The organism is Arthrobacter sp. PGP41 (assembly GCF_002953935.1).
Taxonomy (GTDB): Bacteria; Actinomycetota; Actinomycetes; order Actinomycetales; family Micrococcaceae; genus Arthrobacter.
Genome location: NZ_CP026514.1, coordinates 2,291,774 through 2,316,386, shown reverse-complemented (window position 1 = coordinate 2,316,386; position 24,613 = coordinate 2,291,774). Strand labels below are relative to the sequence as shown.

The window sequence follows — 24,613 nt, the reverse complement described above, 5'->3', positions numbered from 1 at the left end:
TCCACCGGCCCCGGGGCCGTATGTCTGCGGCTTAAAGATGTGTGGCCGGTCCCCGAGCGGGACCGGCCACAACCATCAGTTCGGTTGAACTGGAAACCTTACAGTGCGTTGACCTTCTTGGAGATCGCCGACTTGCGGTTCGCTGCGTTGTTCTTGTGCAGAACACCCTTGCTGACAGCCTTGTCCAGCTTGCGGCTGGCAGTAACCAGGGCAGCAGCAGCTGCATCCTTGTCCGTGGACTCAACGGCGGTGTTGACGGCGCGGATGGCCGTCTTCAGCTCCGACTTGACTGCGTTGTTGCGCAGGCGTGCCTTCTCGTTGGTGAGGATGCGCTTCTTCTGGGACTTGATATTCGCCACGTGTGAACTCTCTTTTTAATGCGGAAATGGTCTAGAGGGCTTTCAGATTGGCCATTGACTGAGCGGCGTGGGGATACCTATGGCGGCCAACCATCAGTGGCCGTCGACCTGCACGGACACACAGCTACAAAGAATAGCAGGTCAGCGGCAGGGCTGGCCATTTCCGGGTTTACGTCCAGCCGTGTCGCCTGCGCAGTCCGGCCGCCACGGTATCGAAGCGCGCACGGTCCAGGACAGCACCCTCCCGCCGGATGCCGTCCGGCCGAAGCTGCACGATCCGGTCCAGCCGGGCTTCGCTGGCCCTGCCCTGCCGGTCCCAGGCGCCGGCGCCCAGGTCGACATAGTCCTGTGAGGTGGCAGCTTCGGGGACGCGGTCCCTGCTGGTGAGCATTACCCCCAGCAGGTAGCTGCCGCTGCGTCCAACTAGAAGCACTGGGCGGTCTTTGCCCCGGCTGTGGTCCTCTTCGTAGGGCACCCACGCCCATACCACCTCACCCGGATCCGGTTCACCATCGGGCCTCGGTGCGTAGCGGACGCTGAACCGGCCCTGGAAGTCCCCTGGATAGACGTCGCCAGCCGCGGGCGCCGCGCGGCCGCGGGAGGAGCCGGGGCCAGGCGCAGCGGAAGTCCTGGCGGCGTCACGCAGTGCCCGGAGGCCTGTCCTGACGGCATCCTGCAGTGAGCGGAGATTGAGAACCATTCAGCAAGCCTATAGCCGCGCCCGGCGCAGGAGGGTGAAGGCAGGAGCTCCGCTCAGGATGCGGCGGCGCGGTCCCTGACGTGGGACACTGGAGGTTGAAAATGTGCGGTCGGGCCGCAGCGTGCCCTCGGCGCGCCCTGCCTGGTTGCGCAAAGCCGTCAGTGAATGCCAACAGTAAGGACCCTGCGTGTCTCCCATGGCCCGCACCGCCCCGGTGCCCGCCGCGACAGATCCGGCCATTATTCGGAATTTCTGCATCATCGCGCACATTGACCACGGTAAATCCACCCTGGCCGACCGGATGCTGCAGTTCACCGGAGTGGTCCAGTCCCGCGACATGAAGGCCCAGTACCTGGACCGGATGGACATCGAACGCGAGCGTGGCATCACCATCAAGTCCCAGGCCGTCCGCATGCCCTGGGAGCTGGATGGCGTCAGCTACGCGCTGAACATGATCGACACCCCCGGACACGTTGACTTCACCTACGAGGTCTCCCGTTCCCTGGCGGCCTGCGAGGGAGCAATCCTCCTGGTGGATGCGGCACAGGGCATCGAGGCGCAGACCCTTGCCAACCTTTACCTGGCGATGGAAAACAACCTGACCATCATCCCGGTCCTGAACAAGATCGACCTTCCGGCGGCGCAGCCTGAGAAGTACGCGGCTGAACTTGCCAGCCTGATCGGCGGCGAACCGGAGGACGTGCTGCGGGTATCGGGAAAGACCGGCATGGGCGTGGAAGCGCTGCTGGACAAAATCGTCCGCGACCTGCCGGCTCCCCAAGGTGATGCCAATGCCCCGGCCCGCGCAATGATTTTCGACTCCGTCTACGACACCTACCGCGGCGTGGTCACGTATGTCCGCGTGGTGGATGGCATGCTGCACCCCCGCGAACGCATCCAGATGATGTCAACGCGTGCCACGCACGAACTCCTTGAGATTGGCGTGAGCTCCCCGGAGCCGACGCCCTCGAAGGGCCTCGGCGTCGGCGAGGTGGGATATCTCATCACCGGGGTAAAGGATGTCCGGCTGTCCAAGGTCGGCGATACCGTCACCAACCTCGCCAAGCCGGCTGCTGAATCCCTGCCCGGCTACGCCGATGCCAAGCCGATGGTCTTCTCCGGCCTGTACCCGCTGGACGGGACGGACTACCCGGTGCTGCGCGATGCACTGGAAAAGCTGATGCTCAACGATGCCGCCCTGGTTTACGAGCCGGAGACCTCCGCTGCGCTGGGTTTCGGGTTCCGGGTGGGCTTCCTGGGCCTGCTCCACCTGGAAATCACCCGCGAGCGGCTCGAACGCGAATACAACCTGGACCTGATTTCCACGGCCCCCAATGTGGAATACGAGGTGACGCTGGAGGACAAGAAGGTGGTCCACGTGACCAACCCCAGCGAATACCCGTCCGGCAAGATCTCCGAGGTCCGCGAGCCGATGGTGGCGGCCACCATCCTGGCGCCGAACGAATTCGTCGGTGCCATCATGGAGCTGTGCCAGAGCCGCCGCGGCGTCATGGGAGGAATGGATTACCTGTCCGAGGACAGGGTGGAAATCCGGTACCGCCTGCCGCTCGCCGAGATTGTGTTCGACTTCTTCGACATCCTCAAGTCCAAGACCCGCGGCTACGGCTCGCTCGACTGGAAGGCAGACGGCGACCAGGTGGCGGACCTCGTCAAGGTGGACATCATGCTCCAGGGCGAACAGGTGGATGCCTTCTCCGCCATCACGCACCGCGACAAGGCCTACGCCTACGGCGTGATGATGACCACCAAGCTGCGCGAACTCATTCCGCGCCAGCAGTTCGAGGTGCCCATCCAGGCGGCCATCGGCTCCAGGATCATCGCCCGGGAAAGCATCCGCGCCATCCGCAAGGACGTCCTGGCCAAGTGCTACGGCGGTGACATCTCCCGTAAGCGCAAACTGCTCGAGAAGCAGAAGGAAGGCAAGAAGCGCATGAAGATGGTGGGACGCGTTGAGGTCCCCCAGGAAGCCTTTATCGCCGCGCTCACCACGGATGAGTCCAAGGACAAGGCCAAGAAGTAGTGGTCACAGCGGCCGGCGCCACCGGAGGCCCCTGCAATGCCTAGCACTCTTCCCCTCGGCGACCCGGCGCCGTCGGACGGTCTCCTGCCTTCGCAGGCAGCCGACGGTGCTGCGGGCCGGGCGTTCGGACTTTACGTCCACATTCCGTTCTGCGCCGTCCGCTGCGGCTATTGCGACTTCAACACCTATACCGCCACGGAGCTCGGCGGCGGCGCCTCGCAGGACGCCTATGCCGCAACCGCCGCCTCCGAAGTGTCCCTGGCAGCCAAGGTTCTGGCGGAATCAGGGCTTCCTGCGCGCCCGCTCAGCACGGTGTTTTTTGGCGGCGGCACACCAACCCTGCTTCCCGCCGGGGACCTCGCCCTGATCCTGCGGCGCGCCATAGGAGAGTGGGGAATCGAGGACGGCGCCGAGGTCACCACGGAGGCGAACCCGGACTCCGTCACACCTGAATCACTTGCCATCCTGAAGGAAGCCGGCTTCACCCGAGTCTCCTTCGGCATGCAGTCTGCAGTGCCGCACGTCCTCAAAGTGCTTGACCGGACCCACACCCCCAGCCGTGTCCCGCAGGTTGTGCAGTGGGCCCGGGACGCCGGACTGGCTGTGAGCCTGGACCTCATCTACGGCACGCCGGGGGAGTCCCTGGACGACTGGCGGTACTCCCTGGAGACGGCGCTGTCGTATCAGCCGGACCACATCAGCGCCTACGCGCTGATCATCGAGGAGGGCACCAAGCTCGCCGCCCAGATCCGCCGTGGCGAAGTTCCAGGGATCGACGACGACGACCACGCCGACAAGTACGAGCTCGCCGACGACCTCATCACCAAAGCAGGCCTGGGCTGGTACGAGGTCAGCAACTGGGCCCGCACGCCGGAGCAGGCGTGCCGCCACAACCTCGCTTACTGGCGCGGTGACGACTGGTGGGGGATCGGGCCCGGCGCCCACTCGCATGTGGGCGGCGTGCGGTGGTGGAACGTCAAACACCCCACGGCCTACGCCGGACGCCTCGCGCAGGGTGTGTCACCGGCGGCCGGCAGGGAAACCCTGGACCAGGAGACCCGGGGCGTCGAGCGTGTGATGCTCGAGGCCCGCCTCCAGTCCGGCCTCGAAGTGTCGTCGCTGGGCCCGGAAGGACGGCATGAGGTTGCCGGGCTGATCGCGGACGGCCTGGTGGATCCTGCTGCCGCTTTCAGGGGCAGGCTGGTCCTCACCCTCAAAGGCAGGCTGCTGGCAGACGCGGTGGTCCGCCGGGTCCTGCCGGCCTGACCGCACCAAGCAACGCGGGGCCACTTCCCGCCCGATATCCTTGCCGGATTGGGACGGAAGTGACCCCGTGTTGTTCGTGACGGTTACTTGATCCAGCGCAGGTTGTACTGATAGCGGTGCGGCTGGCCACGGTTGACATGGATGCCGGCCGCCACCGAAAAGCAGGTGAGCGCAATCCAGATGAGGGTGGCAATAACGGCGAAGACGTTGCCGATCACGGGGACGAAGACCACCAGGATGTTCGCCACCAGGGCAGCAATGGTGGGCGGGAGGCTGAAGTTCAGGGCTTCCTTGGATTCCTGCGCCGTGAAGGGGCCGCGGTCCCGGAAGATCAGGTAGATCAGCAGCGACGGAACGCAGCCCAGGATGCCCCCGAAGTGCGCCATGGTGGCCCATTGCCGGTCTTCGCTGGCCGTCAGGGGCAGCGCATTCGCGGGAACGCCGTGGTACTCCGAACGGCCCTGGCCGCCCGGGCTGTCCCTGTGATCGCGTGCGTTTTCTGCCACAGTCTGTTCCTTCTGAAGTGCAATGGTGCCGGCTAAGAAAGCTTATTGGGTGTGCCGGGCCTGCAATGTTGCAGGATCCGCAATACCAAGAATACTTGGTACCGGCCCCATATCCGGCCCGGAATGCTTACGCCGGGGCAGAGCCGTCCTTCAGGGCACGGTGAGGAAGTCGATGACTTCCTCGACCCTGCCCAGCAGGGAAGCTTCCAGGTCCGCGTACGAGCGGACGGCGCCGAGCAGTTTCTGCCAGCCAAGCCCGATGTCTTCCTTTGTGGCATGGGGCCAGCCGAACGCTGCGAGGATCCCGGTCTTCCAGTCCTGCCCGCGCGGCACTACCGGCCACTGCTCAATGCCCAGGACGGCGGGCCGGATGGCCTGCCACACGTCCACGTAAGGGTGGCCCACAATCAGGACGTTCCCCGCAGCACCCGGCGAGGCCATGACGGCGTCCGCAATGCGGGATTCCTTGGAATCCGGCACCAGGTGGTCCACCAGGACGCCCAGGCGCCTGCCCGGTCCCGGCCTGAACTCTGCAACTGCCGCCGCCAGGTCATCAATGCCGTGCAGGGGTTCGACGACGATGCCTTCCACGCGCAGGTCGTCTCCCCAGACCTTTTCCACCAGTTCGGCGTCGTGCTTTCCTTCCACCCAGATGCGGCTGGCCTTGGCCACCTGTGCCCGGTGGCCGGCCACCCGGACGGACCCGGAGGCGGTCCGGCCGGGTCCGGCAACGGCACCGGCGGCCTGCCGCGGGGCCGGGGGCAGGAGCTTAATGGCCTGGCCTTCGAGGAGGAACCCGAAACCAAGCCGGAAGGACCGGGACTTTCCGCGCCTGTCCTCCAGGGCGACCACGTGCATGCCGCCGGATTTTTCCACCCGGGTCACGGCGCCCACCCAGCCGGACTGGACATCCTCAAGCACCATTCCCCGTTCAACGGGAACCTCGGGCAGTTCAGTTTTTGCGGGAGCGGACAAGTCGCGTGGGCCCCAGTTCTGGTACTGCATGGTTTCACTCCGCCTAGCGTTCGGTCACAGGTCCGGATTTTCGCCCGGAGCGGTACCAATGCTAGCAACGGCGGGAGTCATAATAGACTGTTAGCACTGAGGCATGTCGAGTGCTAACCCTTGAGGTGGCACAGCGCGGGCGGCGCGTCCGCCCGAACCCTGGATGGAGGTGGAGTATGAGCGAGCCACGCAAACTTGAAGTGCTGCGTGCAATCGTGGAGGACTACGTCCATTCCCGGGAACCCGTGGGTTCCAAGGCCCTGGTGGAGCGGCACCATCTCGGTGTGTCCAGCGCAACGATCAGGAACGATATGGCCGCCCTGGAGGAAGAGGGCCTGATCACCGCTCCGCACACCAGCGCCGGGCGTATCCCCACTGACAAGGGTTACCGGCTCTTCGTGGACCAGATCTCGGCCGTCAAACCCCTGTCCCAGGCTGAGCGCAGGGCCATCCAGTCGCTGCTGGAAGGGTCTGACGACCTGGACGACGTCCTTGACCGCACGGTCCGCCTGTTGTCGCAGCTGACCAACCAGGTTGCCGTGGTCCAGTATCCGCACCTGAGCCGGGCACTGGTCCGCCATATCGAGTTCGTCCTCCTCGCACCGCGTAAGGTGCTGGTGGTGCTGATCGCGAACAGCGGCAAAGTGGAACAGCGCGTTATCGACGTCGGCCAGGACCTGGGGGACGACGCCCTCGCCACCCTGAGGGCACGGTTCCTTGGCTCCCTTGCCGGCACTCCGCTGAGCCAGCTCGCGCAGTCCCTGCCGGCAGTGGTGGCCACCGCCGGCCCGGGGCAAGGGCAGGCGGCCCAGGCCCTCGCCGTCGGCCTCGAGGGCCTGGCCCAGAGCAGCCGGGAGGACCGCATGGTCATGGCGGGCACCGCCAACCTTGCGCGGTCCAACGTGGACTTTCCGCTCAGCATCGGACCGGTCCTGGAAGCGCTTGAGGAACAGGTGGTCATGCTGCGCCTGCTAAGCGAAATGGCGCAGGACCATCGCGGGGTGGCCGTCAGCATCGGCCGCGAGAATCCCTACGACGGCCTGGCCGAGGCCTCCGTCGTTGCCACAGGGTACGGACCGGACCACGTTGCGAAAATTGGTGTCCTGGGACCAACCAGGATGGATTATCCCACCACCATGGCCGCAGTCAGGGCCGTTGCCCGCTACCTTTCGCGGATCCTGGGACCCTGACGTTTTCCCGTCCCCGGGCATGCAGAGCATTTTCCGCAGTCCAACTGCAGGCAGTACAACAAGGAAGAGATACAAACTTTGAGCAGCCACTACGACGTCCTTGGAGTCTCACCGGAGGCCACGGGAGAAGAGATCAAGAAGGCCTACCGCAAACTGGCGCGCACCCTTCACCCGGACGTCAACCCCGGTGAAGACGCGTCGGACCGCTTCAAGGCCGTGACCCACGCCTACGAGGTTCTGTCGGACCCGCAGAAGCGCCGTGTCTACGACACCACCGGCAACGAGAACGGCACGGACAACGGCTTCGGCGGAGGCGGCTACGCGGGCCAGGGATTCGCGTTCCAGGACATTTTCGACACGTTCTTCGGCGCCGGCGGAACAACCGGCCCGGCTTCCCGCGTCAGGCGCGGCCAGGACGCGCTCATCAGTGTCCGCATCGAACTCCGCGACGCTGTCTTCGGCGTCAACAAGAAACTCGAAGTGGACACGGCCGTCACGTGCCCCACCTGCGAAGGTTCCTGCTGCCGGCCGGGAACCCATCCGGAACGCTGCGACATCTGCGGCGGCAGCGGCCAGGTCCAGCGGGCCGTGCGCTCCATCCTGGGACAGGTCATGACCGCCGCCCCGTGCGGTACCTGCGAGGGCTTCGGCACCGTCATCAAGGACCCCTGCAATGAATGCAGCGGCCAGGGACGCGTCCGCAGCCGCCGTTCGCTGACCATCAAGGTTCCCGCCGGCGTAGCCACCGGAACCCGCATCCAGCTCTCCGGCCAGGGCGAAGCAGGTCCGGCCGGCGGCCCTGCCGGCGACCTCTACGTCGAGATCCGCGTGAACAACGACGCCACCTATGTCCGTGATAACGACGACCTCCACGCAACCCTGCACATTCCCATGACCGCTGCCGCACTGGGCACCGAGGTGAGCCTGGAAACGTTCGACGGACCGCAGGAAATCGACGTCAAGCCCGGCACCCAGTCCGGCGAGATCATCACACTTCGCGGACTTGGCGTGACCCACCTTCGCGGGTACGGGCGCGGCGACCTGAAAGTGCACCTCCAAGTCGAGACTCCAGCCAAGCTCGACGCCGCGCAGGAGGACCTCCTGCGTCAGCTTGCCAAGATGCGCGGCGAGCAGATCACTGAGGGCAAGCTTGCAGCCAGCGGGGGCATGTTCGCCAAGCTCCGGGACCGGCTCGGTAACCTGTAGCGGTGAGCAATCCGGTCTTTTTCACCCCTCCCGGTTCCCTTGACCAACTGGTGGCGGGAGACGTCTTTGTCCTGGATGGGCCGGAGGCGCGGCACGCCGTCACAGTGAAGCGGCTTGCCCCCGGCGAGTCCGTTGACATCGTGGACGGCGCCGGGACCCGTATGAGCGGAAAGGTGGTTGCGGCCTCCTCCTCCGGGCTGGGTGTTGAGTGTGCTTCCCTTGCTGTTGAGCCGCAACCGGGGACCAGGCTGGTGCTGGTACAGGCACTGGCGAAGGGCGACCGCGACGAACTTGCCATCGAGACGGCAACTGAACTCGGGATTGACGCCGTCATACCCTGGCAGTCCGAACGGTCCATCGTCCGGTGGAAAGGCGACCGGGCCGCGAAAGCCCACGCCAAATGGCAGTCCGTGGTCACGGCAGCAGCGAAGCAGGCGCGCCGCGCGTGGGTTCCCGAGGTGCGGCCCGCCGTCGACACCGCCGCGCTGGCCGCCCTCGTGGAGGCTGCAGGGCTTGCCGTGATCCTGCATGAAGACGCGGTTCGCCCCTTGCGGACCGTGCTGGAAGCATGGCAGCGCGGCGGAACCTCAACGGAGCCCCGCGAAGTCCTCCTGATCGTTGGGCCGGAAGGCGGAATCAGTCCTCGGGAAGTAACCCGGCTGTGCGGCAAAGGTGCCGTCACGGCCCTGCTGGGGCACCATGTGCTGCGCTCATCCACCGCCGGCCCCGCCGCCGTCGTGCTTGCCAGCGACGTCCTGGGCCGCTGGGCGGCGCATAGTGCCGAACCTGCGGGTTGAGCAGGGCGCTAACGCTGCAGGGTGCAGGCTAGCGGACTTTGAAAGCCCGCGAGTCCTCGTTCTGGTCCGGCTGCCCGTCCGCGCCGGCCTGGGCCACGCGCAACTCGTAGTCGCCGGCAGGCAGCGTGAGGGCCAGCGTAAAGACCCCTCCCTGACCGGGCTGGGCGGACGCTGTTGTTTCACCGGTGAGGAACGGTGCCTTGCTGCCATCCTGCTCCGCCCGCTGGATCTGCCAGCGCAGCTTGCTGCCGGCCAGGGTGCTGCGGCCAGTGATCTTCACGCTTCCGTCGGCAATTTCCACATTTTCCTGCGGATCGATGATCCAGACGGGCGCCACCATGCCCGCGCCCCTCGTCATAAGGTCACCCAGCTGGACGTGGTCGAAAGCAACGTAGTCCGTGTGCCCATCCACCAGGATCCGCACCCGGATCTGCTGCCCGGAATCGATGAGTCCGGAGCTGGCCGCAGCGGCCGTGGCCGTATAGACAAGCTGCTGGACGGCACGGGCCGCCATGTCGGCGTCGAGGTTGCTGTTGAACGCGTCCTCGGACACGTCCACCGTAATAACGTCTTTGCCGGAAATCGAGGTGGCCAGCTTGCTGGGATTCTGCCAGGGGGTGAAGAAGTCCGGGTCAAGCGGCTTATCCTTCATCATCGCCCGGAGGGCACGCGTCACGGGGTTTTCCTGCTCCGGCACGTCCCGGAACTCCCGGTAGAGGAATACGTTGCTGCCGGTGCGGCCAATCCAGTACACCGGCGCCTTGTTGGAGGACTGCGTGGTTTCAAGCGGGGCGCTGGTGGATGGCGCGGTGCCGGTGGCGGCAGGTCCGGAGTTCAGGAGGCCGGTGGGTGCAGGATTCGGCTCGGCCAGGCACCCAGCCAGGAGCGGGCCCACTGCCAGGACCACCGCGAGGACCGCAGGGCGCGCACGGCCCCGGCGTCGTCCTGCCCTCAGGGGCGCAGCAGATTCCGGCACGTTCGGTTGCCTGTCCTTTCGCGAATGGGCCGCTTCCGGGCGGCGGTATTCCAGCAATGAAGCTTGATTTCCAGCATGGCACAGGGCTGGGGGCAGAACGGCCCTGCCGTGGTCCCCGGGGCCAACTGCAACGGGAACGATATGAGGCCGATATGAAGTTGATACCTAATGACGCACCCTCCCGCGCCAAAGGATCACCTTGGGCCGGTCCGTGGCTGCTTGCCCCATCCGGTGTTGCCGCCGTACTGGCGTAAGATGGAGGGACCGCTTGGGCAAGGCGCGCCGGATGCGGTGGCCGGCCCTGCGGTGGACATTATTTCGGACTTTGAGGGGAACACGGGCCTGCGGGCCGTCACCATGACTGAATCAGCGAATGGAAAGCGCCGGCTCAACACAGGCGAAGGCGCTGCGGGGGAATTTCCCCATTCCCTGCCCGGCAGCCGTACCGAGGTTGTCCTTTTCGACAACTCCGACCAAATGGTCCAGTCCCTGGGCAGCCACGATGAGGCGCTGCGCTTCATCGAGGAACAGTTCCCGCACGTCAATTTCCATGTCCGCGGAAATGAACTCTCCATCACTGGTCCTGCCAGCGACGTGCCCCGCATCATGCGGCTCCTCGACGAGGTCCGCGGCCTGGTGGCCCGCGGCACGGTCATCAGTCCGGCTGTCCTTCAGCAGCTCGTGGCGCTCCTGCGGACCCAGTCACTGCAGAACCCCGTGGATGTTCTGACCCACGACATCCTTTCCAGCCGGGGGAGGACAATCCGCCCCAAGACGCTGAACCAGAAGACCTACGTCGACGCCATTGACGACAACACCGTGATCTTCGGCATCGGTCCGGCCGGAACAGGGAAAACTTACCTGGCCATGGCAAAGGCAGTGCAGGCGCTTCAGCAGAAAGAGGTCAGCCGGATCATCCTGACGCGCCCTGCAGTTGAAGCAGGGGAGCGGCTGGGATTCCTGCCTGGAACCCTGAGCGACAAGATCGATCCCTACCTGCGCCCGCTCTACGACGCCCTGCACGACATGATGGACCCGGAGTCCATCCCCCGGCTGATGGCAGCGGGCACCATCGAAGTGGCTCCGCTGGCCTACATGCGCGGACGCACGCTCAATGACGCCTTCATCATCCTTGACGAGGCGCAGAACACCACGCCCGAGCAGATGAAGATGTTCCTGACCCGGCTGGGCTTCGGCTCCAAGATGGTTGTCACCGGCGACGTCACCCAGGTTGACCTGCCCTTCGGCACCCGCTCCGGGCTCCGCATCGTCGAGGAGATCCTGCAAGGCATCGAAGGCGTCAGCTTCTCGGTGCTGGACGCCGCGGACGTCGTGCGGCACCGCCTGGTGGGGGATATTGTCAATGCCTACAGCATCTGGGATGAGGCGCAGCGCAGCCGGGTGAAGCATTCGGCCGGCGCCGGCAAGCGGGGAGAACGCTCATGAGCATCGAGGTCAACAACGAGTCCGGTGTCCAGGTGGACGAAGCTGAACTCGTGGCGTTGTCCCGATATATCTTCGAACAGCTCTACATCCATCCGCAGGCTGAACTGTCCATCCTCCTGGTGGACGAGCCGGCTATGGAGAAGCTTCACATTGAGCTGATGGACGAGCCAGGTTCCACGGATGTTTTGTCCGTGCCCATGGACGAGCTGACCCCGGGTACGCCCGGCCGGCCCACGCCCCAGGGAATGCTGGGCGACATTGCCATCTGCCCGCAGGTGGCCCGGGTGCAGGCCAAAAACGCCGGCCACCCCCTCCAGGACGAGATGTTGCTGCTGACCACCCACGGCATCCTGCATCTGCTGGGATACGACCACGCCGAACCCGAGGAAAAAGCCGAGATGTTCGGGCTCCAGCGTGAGCTGCTGTCCGGCTTCACGGGCAAAGAAGCGCCTGCCGAGACCACCCAGTGACGCCCCTGCTCCTCGCGGCAATGGCCCTGGTTTTCCTGGCCGTTGCGGCGGTGCTGACCGCGGCGGAGGCCGCGTTCAACTTCATCCCGCGCCATGACGCCGAAGAAGCCCTGGTCAAGAGCCGCGGCACCGCCCTGCGTCGCATCCTCGGCCAGCCGGTGGCGCACATCCGCGCCCTGCGGTTCTGGCGCATCTGGTTCGAAATGGCATCCGCCGTCGCCGTGTCCGTCCTGCTCTACAGCCTGCTCAGCAACGTATGGCTTGCGGGCGTCGCGGCCACCGGGATTATGGCGCTGCTGGGCTTCGTCATTGTTGGTGTCTCCCCGCGGCAGCTCGGCCGGCTCCACGCAGCCGCTGTTGTCCGCTTCACCGCTCCAATGATCCGTTTCCTCACCTGGGTGCTGGGGCCCATCCCTGGCTGGCTGGTGAGGCTTGGAAGCACGGCGGCGCCCGGAGCCCCAGGTGGTGACGAGGCGTTCTTCAGCGAGCAGGAATTCCGTGAGCTCGTGGAGCGCGCCAGCGAATCGGACATGATCGAGGACACGGAGGCTGAGATGATCCAGTCCGTCTTCGACTTCGGTGACACCCTTGTCCGCGCCGTCATGGTGCCCCGGACCGACATCCTCACCATCGAGGCGGGGTCGAGCCTGCGCCAGGCCATGTCCCTTTTCCTTCGCTCCGGCTATTCCAGGATTCCGGTCATCGGCGACAGTACCGACCAAATCCTGGGCATCATCTACCTAAAGGATGTCGCCGCCGTCATCCATGAGCTGGCGCCCAATGAGGAACCGCCGCTGGTGGAGTCGCTCGCCCGCGACGTTCGGTACGTACCGGAGTCGAAACCCGTCAGCGACCTGCTCCGTGAGCTGCAGAAAGAGTCCACGCACGTGGCCATCGTGATCGACGAATACGGCGGAACGGCAGGCCTGGTCACCCTCGAGGACCTTATCGAGGAAATCGTGGGCGAAATCGTGGACGAGTACGACACCGAAAGCGCGGAGGCCGTGGAGCTGGGTGACGGTTCATACCGGGTCAGCGCGCGCATGGGCATCGACGACCTTGGCGAGCTCTTCGGCATTGAGCTTGACGATGACGAAGTGGACACCGTCGGCGGCCTGCTCGCCAAGGCCCTGGGCCGCGTTCCCATTGTGGGGAGCTCCGTGAAAGTACACGGGGTGTCCCTGCGGGCCGACCGGCTTGAAGGCCGCCGAAACCGCGTCAGCCACATTATTGCGGCACCGTTGGCAAAAGAAGACACTGACCTTGAAGATCTCTTCGACGAGGCGGAAGCAACCCAGCAGGGAGTTTCACGTGAGCAAGAAAAATAAGGCCGAGGGCCAGGACGATTTCGGCGGTTTCCGCGCAGGATTTTCGATCCTGGTGGGGCGGCCCAACGCAGGCAAGTCCACGTTGACGAACGCGCTGGTGGGCAAGAAAGTGGCCATTACGTCCGCCAAACCGCAGACTACCCGCCACACCATCCGCGGCATCGTTCACCGCGAGGATGCCCAACTCATCCTCGTGGATACGCCAGGACTCCACCGACCCCGCACGCTCCTTGGCAAGCGCCTCAACGATCTCGTGGCGGACACCCTCGCCGAAGTTGATGCGATTGGGTTCTGCCTGCCCGCCAACGAAAAGATCGGTCCCGGGGACAAGTTCATTGCCGCCCAGCTCGCCGCGGTTGGCCGCAAGCCCGTGATCGCCATCGTTACCAAAGCCGACCTCGTGGACCGCCAGGCCCTGACGGAACAGCTCCTGGCTGTCGCAGCCCTTGGCAGGGAAGTGATGGGGGAGGATGGCTGGAAGGACATGGTTCCCGTATCTGCCACCGACGGCTTCCAGGTGGGCACCGTGGCTGACGTCCTGATCAGCCACATGCCGCCATCGCCCCCGCTTTACCCTGACGGTGAACTGACGGACGAGCCCGAGGCGGTCATGGTCGCGGAACTGATCCGGGAGGCGGCGCTGGAAGGTGTCCGTGATGAACTGCCCCACTCGCTCGCTGTGGTGGTGGAGGAAATCGTGCCCCGCGAAGACCGGCCCGAAGACAGCCCGTTGCTGGACGTGCGGGTCAATCTGTACGTTGAGCGTCCCTCGCAGAAGGCGATCATCATCGGCAAGGGCGGCAGCCGGCTGCGTGAAGTGGGCACTAATGCCCGCAAGGGCATCGAGGCGCTCCTGGGCACGCGGGTCTATCTCGACCTTCACGTGAAGGTGGCGAAGGACTGGCAGCGGGACCCGAAACAGCTGGTGAAGCTGGGCTTCTGAGCCGCTTCAGCTGCGCCGGCGGAGGCCGCCGGGCGTTTTCCCAGTCTTGGCCACTAAAATGGACCGGATTTGGTTTTTAGAGGAAGGTTCACCACGTGGGGCTAGGCCGCGACAGACGCGACAATGGATTTGACGGTCCCGCCGGGACTGTACCCGTATCCCGCCATGCGGACGATGGTATCGTCGGCGCAGCCCGCCATCTGGGGCCGACAAGCGGGATGCCGGTCTGGCTGAAGGTGGTCACGGCCCTCCTGTCAGTGGCTATTGTGGGCGGACTCGCCTTCGCCGGTTTCTGGTTCCTGCGCCTGCAGGGCAATATTTCCAAGGCGCCCTTGAATGCAGGCGGCGGCAGCACCGAATCCGTGAGCGATGCCACCGGACGAATGCAGATACTCATTCTCGGTTCGGACACCCGTGACGGTAAGAACTCCGAGTACGGCACCGCCGATGACTCCAACGGATACGGCAAGTCGGATGTCATGATGCTGATGGACATCTCCGAGGACAACAAGCGCGTCAGCGTCATCAGCTTCCCGCGGGACCTGCTGGTTGACATCCCGGAGTGCAAGGACCCGAAAACCAACAAGGTCTATCCGGCCCGCAGCGGTGTGATGATCAATGAAGCCATGGCCGAAGCAGGCATTGGCTGCGCCGTGGACACGGTCAACAAGCTCACTGGCCTCGAGGTGGACCACTTCATGATGGCTGACTTCAATGCGGTGAAGGAACTGTCGAATGCGGTTGGGGGCGTGGAGGTGTGCATCAGCGACGCCGTATACGATCCTGACTCACGCCTGCGGCTGCCGGCCGGCACCTCGGCTGTCCAGGGTGAAATGGCCCTCGCGTTCCTGCGCACCCGGCATGCCTTTGCCGACGGCGGCGACCTCGGCCGGATCAAGGCCCAGCAAGGGTTCCTGTCGTCCCTGACCCGCAAGATCAAGGACGATGGTACGCTCGCGGATCCCGGGAAGATGCTGAAGATCGCCGACGTGGTAACCCAGAACCTGACCGTCGATGAAGGACTGGCCTCGGTGCCCAGCCTGCTCACCATAGGGTCCCGGCTCAAGGACATCGATGTCAGCAAGGTGGCGTTCGTGGCTGTGCCCACCGCTCCCGCGGTGCTGGATCCGAACAGGCTCCAGATTGCCGAGCCTGCTGGTTCCCAGCTCTTCTCCGCAATGCGGCAGGACGTCGACCTTACCGATCCAACCGCTCCGTCGCCCGCGCCAACGGAGACGTCAGCACCCCCGTCCCCGGCCCCCACGGAAACCGCACCTGCGCTCCCGCCCTACGACAAAGCCCTGCAGCCTGTCACGGTGGCCAACGGCAGCGGCGTCCCGGGCCGTGCCCAGGAAATAGTGCAGGCCCTGGTTTCCGGCGGATTCGCGCAGGCCGGTCAGTTCGAGGCGACGGCGGTGGCGCAGTCAGTGGTCTACTACGGCCTGGACTTCGCGGATGTGGCAGCGGACGTTGCAGCAATGCTGGGTATTCCCGCCGAACAAATGATCCCTGCCCCGAACATCGCAGGGGTCCAGGTGTACCTCGGTACCGACTTCACCTCCGGCACCACCTACGGGGCTGCGGTATTGCCCGAAGACATCGTAAATCAGACGGCCAAGGATGCATCCTGCCAGCAGGCCAATCCGATGCTCATCGTCGAGCGCTAGCCGACCCGACCAGCCAGTGCAGCGGACCAGTCACTGACAAGGAACAGCGGGGCCCGCCGGAAGGCGTGCCCCGCTGTTCCCTCTCCATTACCAGATACTGACGCGTTCCGCGGGAGGCATCCACATGCCGTCCTGTTCGGAAACCTCGAATGACTCGTGGAAAGCGTCGAGGTTCCTGGCAATGGCATTGGTGCGGAACTCGTTGGGGGAGTGCGGGTCCGTCGCGAGGCGGCGGATGGCCTCCTCCTGCCGAATGACCTGCCGCCAGCCGGCGGCCCACGAGGCGAAGAAGCGCTGGTCCCCGGTCAGGCCGTCAAGGACATCCGGTTCCTTGCCGTCAAGGCCGATCCGGTAGGCCTTGTACGCGATCGCCAGTCCTGCCAGGTCGCCAATGTTTTCGCCAAGCGTGAGCCGGCCGTTGACGTTGTGTCCTGGCGCCGCGGAGGGTGACAGGGCATCGAATTGGGCCACGAGTTTGGCGGTGAGCTTTTCGAAAGCCTGCCGGTCCTCGTCCGTCCACCAGTTCCGCAGCGCCCCGCCGCCGTCGAACTGGGAACCCTGGTCATCAAAACCATGGCCGATCTCGTGCCCGATGACAGCCCCGATGCCGCCGTAGTTCACCGCGTCGTCAGCATCGGCTGTGAAGAACGGGGGCTGCAGGATCGCTGCCGGAAACACTATTTCGTTCATCATCGGGTGGTAGTACGCGTTGACCGTTTGCGGGGTCATGAGCCACTTGTTGCGGTCCACCGGCTTGCCCACCTCATCAAGGTGCCGGTCGACGTCGGCATTATGTGCACGTTCCACATTGCCCAGCAGGTCAGCCGGGTCGATCTCCACGGCGGAGTAATCAATCCATTCCTCCGGGTAGCCTATTTTCGCCCGGAACCCCTCCAGTTTCCGCAGCGCTTCCGCCTTCGTGGCCTCTCCCATCCAGCCCACGGCCGTGATGCTCTGCCGGTAGGCCTCAATCAGGTTGGCAACGAGCGCCTGCATGCGGGCCTTGTGGGTCTCCGGGAAGTGCCGGGCCACGTAGATCTGTCCCACAGCTTCGCCAAGCGCCGCTTCGACGACGGCGACACCGCGCTTCCAGCGGTTCTTGTTCCGCGGGGTGCCGCTGAGCGTGGTTCCGTAGAAGGCGAAATTGGCATCGACGAACGACGACGAAAGGTAGGGGGCCGCGGCACTTACCACCCGCAGGGCGAGCCATTCCTGCCAGTGGGCCAGCGGCTCGGACTCGAGGAGCGCCGCGGCGCCATCGAAGAACGGCGGGGTGCTCATCACAACTTCCTGGCGTTTGGCCTCGTCGATGCCGGCGGCTTCAAACCATGTGGTGAGCAGCGGGAACAGCGCGGACGCTTCATCCGCGGTCTTCAGGTTGTATGTCTTTTGCGGGTCCCTCAGCGTGACATTGTCCCAGTGGTGGGACGCGAGCTTGGTCTCCAGCTCCACCACCCGCCCGGCGGCGGCACCGGCGTCCGCAACCCCGGCCAGCTCAAGCATGGTCTTCACATGGGCTGTGTACGCCGTAACCATCGGTGCGAACTTTTCTTCCCGGTAGTACGACTCGTCGGGGAGGCCGAGTCCGCCCTGCCCGGTGTACAGCAGAATCCGGTCGGGGTTGCCCGCGTCAGGGGCCGGGTAGATATAGAAGAGCCCGCCAACATCGGCCCGGAAGAGCCGCCCTGCCAGGGACACGAGCTCAGCCACGGAGGTTGTGGCGAACACGGCCGCCAACCTCTGCCGGATAGGTTCGATGCCCTTCGCTTCAACAACGGCCTCGTCCATGAAGCTGTTGTAGAGGTCCCCGATCTTCCGCTCGATTCCGCTGGCGGCTTCACCCTTGGCCGCTGCCTCTTCAATGATTTCCCGGACAGCGATCTCTGAACCGTCCCGGAGCGCCGTGAAGGCTCCTTCAAGCGGACGGTCGTCAGGGATTTCCGCGGCCTTCAGCCAGGCACCGTTGACGTGCTGGTACAGGTCATCCTGCGGCCGGACGGTGTGGTCGATGGTGGACAGGTCGATCCCCGATATGGGCACTGAAACTCCTTTGATGAAGGGCCACGCCCGGTCGATAACCCGGCGGCGTCTGCATGGTGGACTTTACGGACGGTAGTGCCCTTTCATCTTACGCACGCGTGTTACCCTCAAAAGGTGCGTGCAGAGCTCCTTCTTCTTAGCTGCCGCGGCGAGGCCTCAGACGCGATCTAGCGCAAGGCCCACCCTCGCTGCGGAGTTTGTGTTGCCCGGCCACCCTTTCAACGAAGAACCACAGAAAAGGCCCCGATAGTAATGCGAAACGCACAGAAGCCCTCAGGAATGCCCGCCCACCGCTACACGCCGTTCCAGGACCAGATCAAGGTGGAGCTGCCGGACCGCACGTGGCCGGACAAGATCATCACCAAAGCTCCCCGCTGGTGTGCGGTGGACCTGCGTGACGGCAACCAGGCCCTGATTGATCCGATGAGCCCTGCCCGCAAAATGAAGATGTTCGATCTGCTGGTGCGGATGGGCTACAAGGAGATCGAGGTAGGTTTCCCCTCTGCTTCCCAGACGGATTTCGACTTTGTCCGCCAGCTCATTGAAGGCAACCACATCCCGGACGACGTCACCATCCAGGTCCTCACCCAGGCCCGCGAGCACCTGATCGAGCGGACCTACGAATCCCTGGTGGGCGCCAAGCAGGCCATCGTCCATCTATACAACTCCACCTCGGTCCTGCAGCGCCGGGTGGTCTTCAACCAGGATGAGGACGGCATCCTGGACATCGCACTCCAGGGCGCCCGCCTGTGCAAGAAGTACGAGGAAACCCTCGCGGACACGCACGTGACCTACGAGTACTCCCCGGAGTCCTTTACCGGCACGGAGCTGGAATACGCTGTGCGGGTCTGCAACGCCGTCGCCGATGTTTTCGAAGCCTCCGCGGACCGCCAGGTCATCATCAACCTGCCCGCCACTGTGGAAATGGCCACCCCCAACGTTTACGCCGACTCCATCGAGTGGATGAGCCGCCACCTGCATCCCCGCGAAGGCATCATCCTCTCCCTGCACCCCCACAACGACCGCGGCACCGGCGTAGCGGCCGCGGAACTGGGTTACATGGCGGGCGCCGACCGGATCGAGGGCTGCCTTTTCGGCAACGGCGAACGGACCGGCAACGTTGACCTGGTAACCCTCGGACTGAACCTGTTTGTCCAGGGCATCGACCCCATGATCGACTTCTCCAACATCGACGACGTCCGCCGGACCGTGGAGTACTGCAACCAGCTCCCCGTCCCCGAGCGCTCACCCTATGGCGGCGACCTCGTTTTTACGGCGTTCTCCGGCTCCCACCAGGACGCCATCAAGAAGGGATTCGAGGCGTTGGAACGGGACGCCGCGGCCGCCGGCAAGGCAGTGGAAGACTTCACGTGGCAGGTGCCGTACCTGCCCGTGGACCCCAAGGACCTGGGCCGCAGCTACGAGGCCGTTATCAGGGTCAACTCGCAGTCCGGCAAGGGCGGTGTGGCCTACCTGCTCAAGAACGAGCACAGCCTGGACCTGCCGCGCCGCGCCCAGATCGAGTTCTCCGGCGTGATCCAAAAGCGCACGGACACCGTTGGCGGGGAAGTAAGCGGCGCCCAGCTGTGGCAGGTCTTCCAGGATGAGTACCTGCCCTCCGGGAAGGCAGACGGGCAGTGGGGACGCTACTCCCTGGGTGCAGTCAAAACAGAAACGGATGACGACGGCGGCATGACGCTTCACGCTTCCCTCACCGTGGACGGCGTGCAGGTCCAGCGAACCGGGACCGGCAACGGGCCCATTGCGGCCCTGCTGAGCATCCTGCGCGAAGACGGCGTGGATGTCCGGGTCCTCGACTACAGCGAACACGCCCTTTCGGAGGGCGGCAATGCCATGGCTGCCGCCTACGTCGAATGCGCCGTGGGGGAACGGGTCCTGTGGGGCGTGGGCATTGACGCCAACACCAGCATGTCGTCGCTGAAGGCCGTCATTTCTGCCGTGAACCGCGCCATCCGGGACGCCCGGGCCTGAGACCGCACCGTTGTGCCGCCGGGTGCCGCCGGCCGCACAACGGAGCCCCGCCCGGTGACGGCCGGCGGAATGGTGCCTGCAAAGGATGGGAAGATAAAGGCGTGGCCCAACACTCTTTCGCCTCCCGCGCATACCGGGACGACGCCGTCGTACTGCGCACCCATAAGCTGGGCGAGGCGGACCGGATCATCACCCTCCTGACCAAGCACCACGGCCAGGTGCGGGCTGTTGCCAAGGGGGTCCGGCGCACCAGCAGCCGGTTCGGAGCCCGCCTTGAGCCCTTTATGGTGGCGGACCTGCAGCTTGTTTCCGGCAAGACGCTGGACATCGTCACCCAGGCGGTGGCCAAGGGCGCTTACGGCGGCAGCATTGCCGCCGATTACGGCCGGTACACGGTGGCGGCGGCGATGACCGAGACGGCGGAGAAACTGACCGACGTCGACGGGGAGGCAGGAACTGCCCAGTACAACCTGCTTGTGGGTGCGCTGGGCGCCCTGAGCAGGGATGAACACGCCGCCGGCCTGATCCTCGACTCCTATCTGCTGCGGGCGTTGGCCACCGGCGGCTGGGCCCCAAGCTTTACGGACTGCGCCCGCTGCGGGGTCCCCGGCCCCCATAACGCTTTCTCGGCGCCACTGGGAGGTATGGTCTGCAGCGGATGCAGGCCCCCAGGATCGCCGGCGCCGGCGCCGGAAACCGTGGTCCTCCTGGCGGCACTGCTGACCGGCGACTGGACCACGGCGGACGGCTCCCTTCCGCCACACCGGAAAGAGGCCGCGGGCCTGGTGGCGGCGTACCTGCAATGGCATCTTGAACGAGTCCTGAAGTCCCTCAAACATGTGGAGCGAAGCTGACAGTGGCCCTCGGCAAAAAGAACCCCTCGTCCAGAAAGCGCACCCACCCGGTGGTTGCCCCGTACCCGCATCCGTCCGGAGCCGTGGCGCCCTCCATCCCCGCAGAGTTCATTCCACGCCATGTGGCGATCGTGATGGACGGGAACGGGCGCTGGGCCAACCAGCGCGGACTGCCGCGGATAGAAGGGCACAAGGCAGGGGAGCCGGCGCTGCTGGACGTCATGGCGGGGGCGATAGAACTCGGCATCGAGTATGTCAGCGTGTACGCCTTTTCCACGGAAAACTGGCGCCGGTCTCCGGAGGAAGTGCGCTTCCTGATGGGATTTAACAAGGATGTGCTGCGCCGGCAAAGAAACCAGCTCGATGAATGGGGCGTGCGCGTCCGCTGGTCCGGACGCCGGCCGCGGCTGTGGGGCTCGGTCATCCGGGAGCTGGAAGAGGCCGAGGAGTTCACGGCAGGCAACACCACCTGCACGTTGACCATGTGTGTTAATTACGGCGGCCGGGCTGAAATTACCGACGCTGTCTCGGCCATCGCCACCGAGGTTGCCGCAGGCAGGTTGAAACCTGGTGCCATCACCGAGCGGACAATCCAGAAGTACCTCGACGAGCCGGACCTGCCGGACGTTGACCTGTTCCTCCGCAGTTCGGGCGAGCAGCGGCTGTCCAATTTCATGCTTTGGCAGTCGGCCTATGCCGAGTTCGTTTTCATGGACACGCTGTGGCCCGACGTCGACCGCCGGACGCTGTGGACGGCAGTGGAGGAGTACGCCCAGCGGGACCGCCGGTACGGCGGGGCGGTGGATGCCGCAACACCCGCGGGCTCCTAGGGTCCACGCCCGGCCGGCGGCGCACCCGGGTCCGGCAGGCGGCGGCCTTCAGGCGGGGTAGCCCCTGAGCCCGTGTGTCCTTCGCTCATCCGCTCTTCGAACTCTCGGATGGCTCCGGGTCATCGTCCCCGTATGCCCTGAGCCAGCGTGCTAACCGGGCGTAGGCGTCGGCCCGCACTGCAGCAGGGGAGAGGAACACGTCATGAAGGGCGCCGTCTATCCGTTCCACCGTCACCGTGCGGCCAAGCGTCAGGGCACGCGCGGCAATGATGTTGACGTCAAGTACGGCATCCGTCCGCCGCATCTCCTCAGACCAGAAGAGGCCGTTGGCGCTGCCGCCGGACAACAGGACAAGGATGGGAACGTTTATGTTGAGGCCCCGCGCCACCTTGGAGTGCCCGGACAGCACGGCATTGAGCCAGCCGGCCCGCACGGGAAATGCCATCGGGGGACGGTACCGGTCATCCAGGGTCCACTCACCTTCGGCCGAGCTGCTGATGGTCCGCCAGTAGAACCCGCGCTCCGGAAGCCGGAGCACGGCTTCGGGCCGGAACCGCGCAACAGGTGCCACCATCCTGGACGCCGCACGCCGCACCAGTGAGCTGCCGTGCATTTCCAGCCACGGGCTGTTCAGGACAAGCCGGGAGACCCTGCCGGGATGCCGGCTGGCCCACAGCGCCGCCACCAGCCCTCCAGTCGAATGGCCCATAAGGGTGAGCAAGGGGTCCGCGCCGTCCTGGCAGATCAGCTGGAACGCAGCTTCTATTTCGGCATCGTAATCCATGAGGTCGGCGACGTATCCGCCCGGGAGATCCGGACGCAGGCTCCGGCCGTGGTTGTGCATGTCCAGTGCGTAAAAGTCGTAACCCGCCGTGGACCAGAAGCGGGCAAGGTCCGCGTTGAAGAAATAGTCGCTCCAGCCATGCAGGAACAGGACGGCCCTGCGCCGGCCCGGGAATGGAGGCAACTTCTCCAGTGCGGGGCGGAACCGGACCAGGGTGGCCGCGCGCTCCACCCCGTCCGGCCCCGTGGCGCGGAAGGCATGAGACTCAAAGTCAGCGCCCAGGATGTCCTGCTGCCATTCCATGCGCTTATGCTAATCCGGTGCAGGTTTGCCCCGCTCATTTTGGTCTGGGCCCTCATAGACGGAAAACTAGAGGCATGCGCGTTTATCCCACATTCTTCAGGCTGGCCTTTTCATGGATGGACGCGGAGCGCGCCCACAAGATCGGATTCAAGGGCATCAGGCTGGCGCATCGCTCCGGCGCCGGGAAGCTGCTGGCGAAGCTGACGGCTCCCGCACCGTCACTCCAGACCACGGCTTTTGGAATAACCTTTCCGTCGCCCTTCGGGCTTGCCGCCGGCTTCGACAAGGAAGGCCATGGGATCGAGGCCCTGACGGAGCTTGGCTTCGGCCACGTGGAGGTGGGTACCATCACCGGGCAGGCCCAGCCGGGCAACGAGAAACCGCGGCTCTTCCGCCTGGTGGAGGACCGGGCGGTCATCAACCGCATGGGATTCAATAACGACGGCGCAACCGCCGTGGCCCCGCGGCTCAAGGCCGCGCGAGCCGCCCTACAGCGCCGGCACCGGCGCGTTCGCCCCGTTATCGGCGTCAATATCGGCAAGACCAAAACAGTGGAGCTTACCGATGCCGTGGAGGATTACCTCGTCAGTGCCCGCAGCCTTGCACCTGCTGCGGACTACCTGGTGGTTAACGTAAGCTCGCCCAATACTCCCGGCCTGCGGCTGCTGCAGGACGTGGAGTCGCTCCGGCCGCTGCTGACGGCTGTGGGCCAGGAAGCGGACAGGTCGGCAGGCCGCCACGTCCCCCTGCTTGTGAAGATCGCCCCGGACCTCAGCGACGAGGATATCGACGACGTCGCGCGCCTGGCCCTGGACCTCAAGCTGGACGGCATTATCGCCACCAACACCACCATCGCCAGGGACGGCCTGTCCACACCAGCGGAAGAGGTGGAAAGATGCGGCGCCGGAGGGCTCTCGGGCGCGCCGCTGAAGCAGCGCTCCCTCGACGTACTTCGCCGGCTGAAGCAGGTCACCGGTGACGCCCTCACCTTGGTGGCCGTGGGCGGCGTTGAAACGGCACAGGACGTCCGGGACAGGCTCGACGCCGGGGCTACCCTGGTCCAGGGCTATACGGCCTTCCTCTATGAAGGACCGTTCTGGGCTGCCCGGATCAACCGCGAACTGGCGAAGAGCCGCCGGACCTAGGCCGCGAACGGTGCAACACAAAACCCCGGCGGAAAATCCGCCGGGGTTTTGTTGATTGTTGAAGGGAGCCGCGGGGTCAGGCCGGGTACTGGCCGCGCTTGACCTGGGGCTTGGGGAGACGGAGCTTGCGGAACTGCAGGGAACGCATGGAGCCGTACCACACGGTTCCGCGCTCCACCTCGCCGAACTTCGCGGTCAGCCGCTTGCGAAGCTGGCGGGACAGGATGAACACGTCCACGAAGACGGCCAGGAACATCACCCAGAAACCGCCAAGGACGTAGATCATCAAGTCACTGGACGCCGGAACCACCAGCGACACCAGGACGAACACGAGGGCGCCGAACATCAAGTACTCACCGAGGCTGAAACGCGCGTCAACATAATCGCGGGCAAACCGTTTCTGGGGACCCTTGTCACGCAGCGGCAGGAACCTTTCGTCACCGGTGTCCAGGGCCTGGCGCATCTTAAGCCGCTGGTCCTGGATTGCCTGGCGCTCGGCAGCCTTGGAGGCTTTACGGTCCTCCGGGACCAGTGGCCGCCGGCGGGCCGCCTCCTGTGCCTTACGCGTGGGAGTTGGGGCCCCCTTGCCGCCCAATCCCTCTGGCCGCCCCGGCTCTGCAGCCTGTTGGTCTACTGTTTGCTGCGCCGAGGGCGCTTCCTTTTTACGTCCGAACACCAGAACAGAATACCTTGCGGCGGGAAACTGAAGTCATGCCGAAGCCAACCGTGGCCCCAAGCAGTCAATATGACGCGGGTAATGTTTTG

General features: G+C 65.0%; 22 protein-coding genes. 14 read left to right on the top strand and 8 right to left on the bottom strand.

Annotated features, from left to right (window positions below):
* Positions 1 to 98: 98 nt before the first annotated feature.
* Entirely contained in the window at positions 99 to 359 is a 261-nt protein-coding gene (rpsT, locus tag C3B78_RS10535) for a 30S ribosomal protein S20 (protein WP_056739236.1), read from the bottom strand.
* A 169-nt stretch (positions 360 to 528) separates the two neighbouring features.
* Positions 529 to 1,059: a type II toxin-antitoxin system PemK/MazF family toxin gene (locus C3B78_RS10530; RefSeq protein WP_104998022.1), complete on the bottom strand. Its 531-nt coding sequence runs from the start codon at positions 1,057 to 1,059 to the stop codon at positions 529 to 531.
* A 187-nt stretch (positions 1,060 to 1,246) separates the two neighbouring features.
* Here C3B78_RS10530 and lepA point away from each other — a divergent pair, with 187 nt between their 5' ends.
* Both lepA and hemW read left to right on the top strand, forming a co-directional pair.
* Positions 1,247 to 3,100, top strand: a complete 1,854-nt coding sequence (gene lepA / locus C3B78_RS10525; protein WP_199775233.1) for a translation elongation factor 4 — start codon at positions 1,247 to 1,249, stop codon at positions 3,098 to 3,100.
* A gap of 36 nt (positions 3,101 to 3,136) precedes the next feature.
* Entirely contained in the window at positions 3,137 to 4,366 is a 1,230-nt protein-coding gene (gene hemW, locus C3B78_RS10520; RefSeq protein ID WP_104998020.1) for a radical SAM family heme chaperone HemW, read from the top strand.
* Between the two features lie 83 nt (positions 4,367 to 4,449).
* Here the strand turns inward: hemW and C3B78_RS10515 are convergent, their stop codons facing one another.
* Together C3B78_RS10515 and C3B78_RS10510 are read right to left on the bottom strand one after the other, a co-directional pair.
* Positions 4,450 to 4,872, bottom strand: a complete 423-nt coding sequence (locus tag C3B78_RS10515; protein WP_104998019.1) for a DUF4870 domain-containing protein — start codon at positions 4,870 to 4,872, stop codon at positions 4,450 to 4,452.
* Positions 4,873 to 5,022: 150 nt separating this feature from the next.
* Complete coding sequence (locus C3B78_RS10510; protein ID WP_104998018.1) at positions 5,023 to 5,877, bottom strand: DUF3097 domain-containing protein; 855 nt, start codon at positions 5,875 to 5,877, stop codon at positions 5,023 to 5,025.
* A gap of 176 nt (positions 5,878 to 6,053) precedes the next feature.
* Here C3B78_RS10510 and hrcA point away from each other — a divergent pair, with 176 nt between their 5' ends.
* The 3 genes from hrcA to C3B78_RS10495 all read left to right on the top strand — a co-directional run bounded on the left by hrcA (position 6,054) and on the right by C3B78_RS10495 (position 9,070).
* Complete coding sequence (hrcA, locus tag C3B78_RS10505) at positions 6,054 to 7,067, top strand: heat-inducible transcriptional repressor HrcA (protein WP_104998017.1); 1,014 nt, start codon at positions 6,054 to 6,056, stop codon at positions 7,065 to 7,067.
* A 78-nt stretch (positions 7,068 to 7,145) separates the two neighbouring features.
* On the top strand, positions 7,146 to 8,273 hold the full coding sequence (gene dnaJ, locus C3B78_RS10500) for a molecular chaperone DnaJ (protein ID WP_104998016.1): 1,128 nt from the start codon (positions 7,146 to 7,148) through the stop codon (positions 8,271 to 8,273).
* 2 nt (positions 8,274 to 8,275) lie between these two features.
* Positions 8,276 to 9,070, top strand: a complete 795-nt coding sequence (locus C3B78_RS10495; RefSeq protein ID WP_104998015.1) for a 16S rRNA (uracil(1498)-N(3))-methyltransferase — start codon at positions 8,276 to 8,278, stop codon at positions 9,068 to 9,070.
* 28 nt (positions 9,071 to 9,098) lie between these two features.
* Here the strand turns inward: C3B78_RS10495 and C3B78_RS10490 are convergent, their stop codons facing one another.
* A complete protein-coding gene (locus C3B78_RS10490) occupies positions 9,099 to 10,046 on the bottom strand; it encodes a GerMN domain-containing protein (protein ID WP_104999744.1) in 948 nt (315 codons plus the stop codon).
* Positions 10,047 to 10,403: 357 nt separating this feature from the next.
* Between C3B78_RS10490 and C3B78_RS10485 the strand changes: the two genes are divergently transcribed.
* The 5 genes from C3B78_RS10485 to C3B78_RS10465 all read left to right on the top strand — a co-directional run bounded on the left by C3B78_RS10485 (position 10,404) and on the right by C3B78_RS10465 (position 15,900).
* Positions 10,404 to 11,492, top strand: coding sequence for a PhoH family protein (locus tag C3B78_RS10485; protein ID WP_104999743.1), 1,089 nt, complete (start codon positions 10,404 to 10,406; stop codon positions 11,490 to 11,492).
* Complete coding sequence (gene ybeY, locus C3B78_RS10480; protein ID WP_104998014.1) at positions 11,489 to 11,962, top strand: rRNA maturation RNase YbeY; 474 nt, start codon at positions 11,489 to 11,491, stop codon at positions 11,960 to 11,962. The genes C3B78_RS10485 and ybeY overlap by 4 nt, the downstream gene beginning before the upstream one ends.
* Positions 11,959 to 13,290 (top strand): hemolysin family protein, encoded by a 1,332-nt coding sequence (locus C3B78_RS10475; protein WP_104998013.1) that lies wholly within the window; start codon positions 11,959 to 11,961, stop codon positions 13,288 to 13,290. The genes ybeY and C3B78_RS10475 overlap by 4 nt, the downstream gene beginning before the upstream one ends.
* Positions 13,274 to 14,233: a GTPase Era gene (gene era, locus C3B78_RS10470; RefSeq protein WP_104998012.1), complete on the top strand. Its 960-nt coding sequence runs from the start codon at positions 13,274 to 13,276 to the stop codon at positions 14,231 to 14,233. Before C3B78_RS10475 ends, era begins: the two co-directional genes overlap by 17 nt.
* 218 nt (positions 14,234 to 14,451) lie before the next feature.
* Entirely contained in the window at positions 14,452 to 15,900 is a 1,449-nt protein-coding gene (locus C3B78_RS10465) for an LCP family protein (RefSeq protein ID WP_104998011.1), read from the top strand.
* Between the two features lie 87 nt (positions 15,901 to 15,987).
* Here C3B78_RS10465 and C3B78_RS10460 read toward each other — a convergent pair whose 3' ends face one another.
* On the bottom strand, positions 15,988 to 17,940 hold the full coding sequence (locus tag C3B78_RS10460; RefSeq protein ID WP_104998010.1) for a M13 family metallopeptidase: 1,953 nt from the start codon (positions 17,938 to 17,940) through the stop codon (positions 15,988 to 15,990).
* A gap of 252 nt (positions 17,941 to 18,192) precedes the next feature.
* Between C3B78_RS10460 and leuA the strand changes: the two genes are divergently transcribed.
* The 3 genes from leuA (at position 18,193) to C3B78_RS10445 (ending at position 21,616) form a co-directional block, all read left to right on the top strand.
* Positions 18,193 to 19,932 carry a 2-isopropylmalate synthase gene (leuA, locus tag C3B78_RS10455; RefSeq protein ID WP_104998009.1) on the top strand — a complete coding sequence of 580 codons (1,740 nt, stop codon included), beginning with the start codon at positions 18,193 to 18,195 and terminating at the stop codon, positions 19,930 to 19,932.
* A gap of 101 nt (positions 19,933 to 20,033) precedes the next feature.
* Positions 20,034 to 20,786: a DNA repair protein RecO gene (gene recO / locus C3B78_RS10450; RefSeq protein WP_104998008.1), complete on the top strand. Its 753-nt coding sequence runs from the start codon at positions 20,034 to 20,036 to the stop codon at positions 20,784 to 20,786.
* 2 nt (positions 20,787 to 20,788) lie between these two features.
* Entirely contained in the window at positions 20,789 to 21,616 is an 828-nt protein-coding gene (locus tag C3B78_RS10445; RefSeq protein WP_104998007.1) for an isoprenyl transferase, read from the top strand.
* Between the two features lie 85 nt (positions 21,617 to 21,701).
* Here the strand turns inward: C3B78_RS10445 and C3B78_RS10440 are convergent, their stop codons facing one another.
* Positions 21,702 to 22,703 (bottom strand): alpha/beta hydrolase, encoded by a 1,002-nt coding sequence (locus tag C3B78_RS10440; protein WP_104998006.1) that lies wholly within the window; start codon positions 22,701 to 22,703, stop codon positions 21,702 to 21,704.
* A gap of 74 nt (positions 22,704 to 22,777) precedes the next feature.
* On the opposite strand from C3B78_RS10440, the gene C3B78_RS10435 reads away from it, so the two are divergent.
* Positions 22,778 to 23,848 (top strand): quinone-dependent dihydroorotate dehydrogenase, encoded by a 1,071-nt coding sequence (locus C3B78_RS10435; RefSeq protein ID WP_104998005.1) that lies wholly within the window; start codon positions 22,778 to 22,780, stop codon positions 23,846 to 23,848.
* 76 nt (positions 23,849 to 23,924) lie between these two features.
* Here C3B78_RS10435 and C3B78_RS10430 read toward each other — a convergent pair whose 3' ends face one another.
* On the bottom strand, positions 23,925 to 24,524 hold the full coding sequence (locus C3B78_RS10430) for a DUF3043 domain-containing protein (protein ID WP_104998004.1): 600 nt from the start codon (positions 24,522 to 24,524) through the stop codon (positions 23,925 to 23,927).
* Positions 24,525 to 24,613 lie beyond the last annotated feature (89 nt).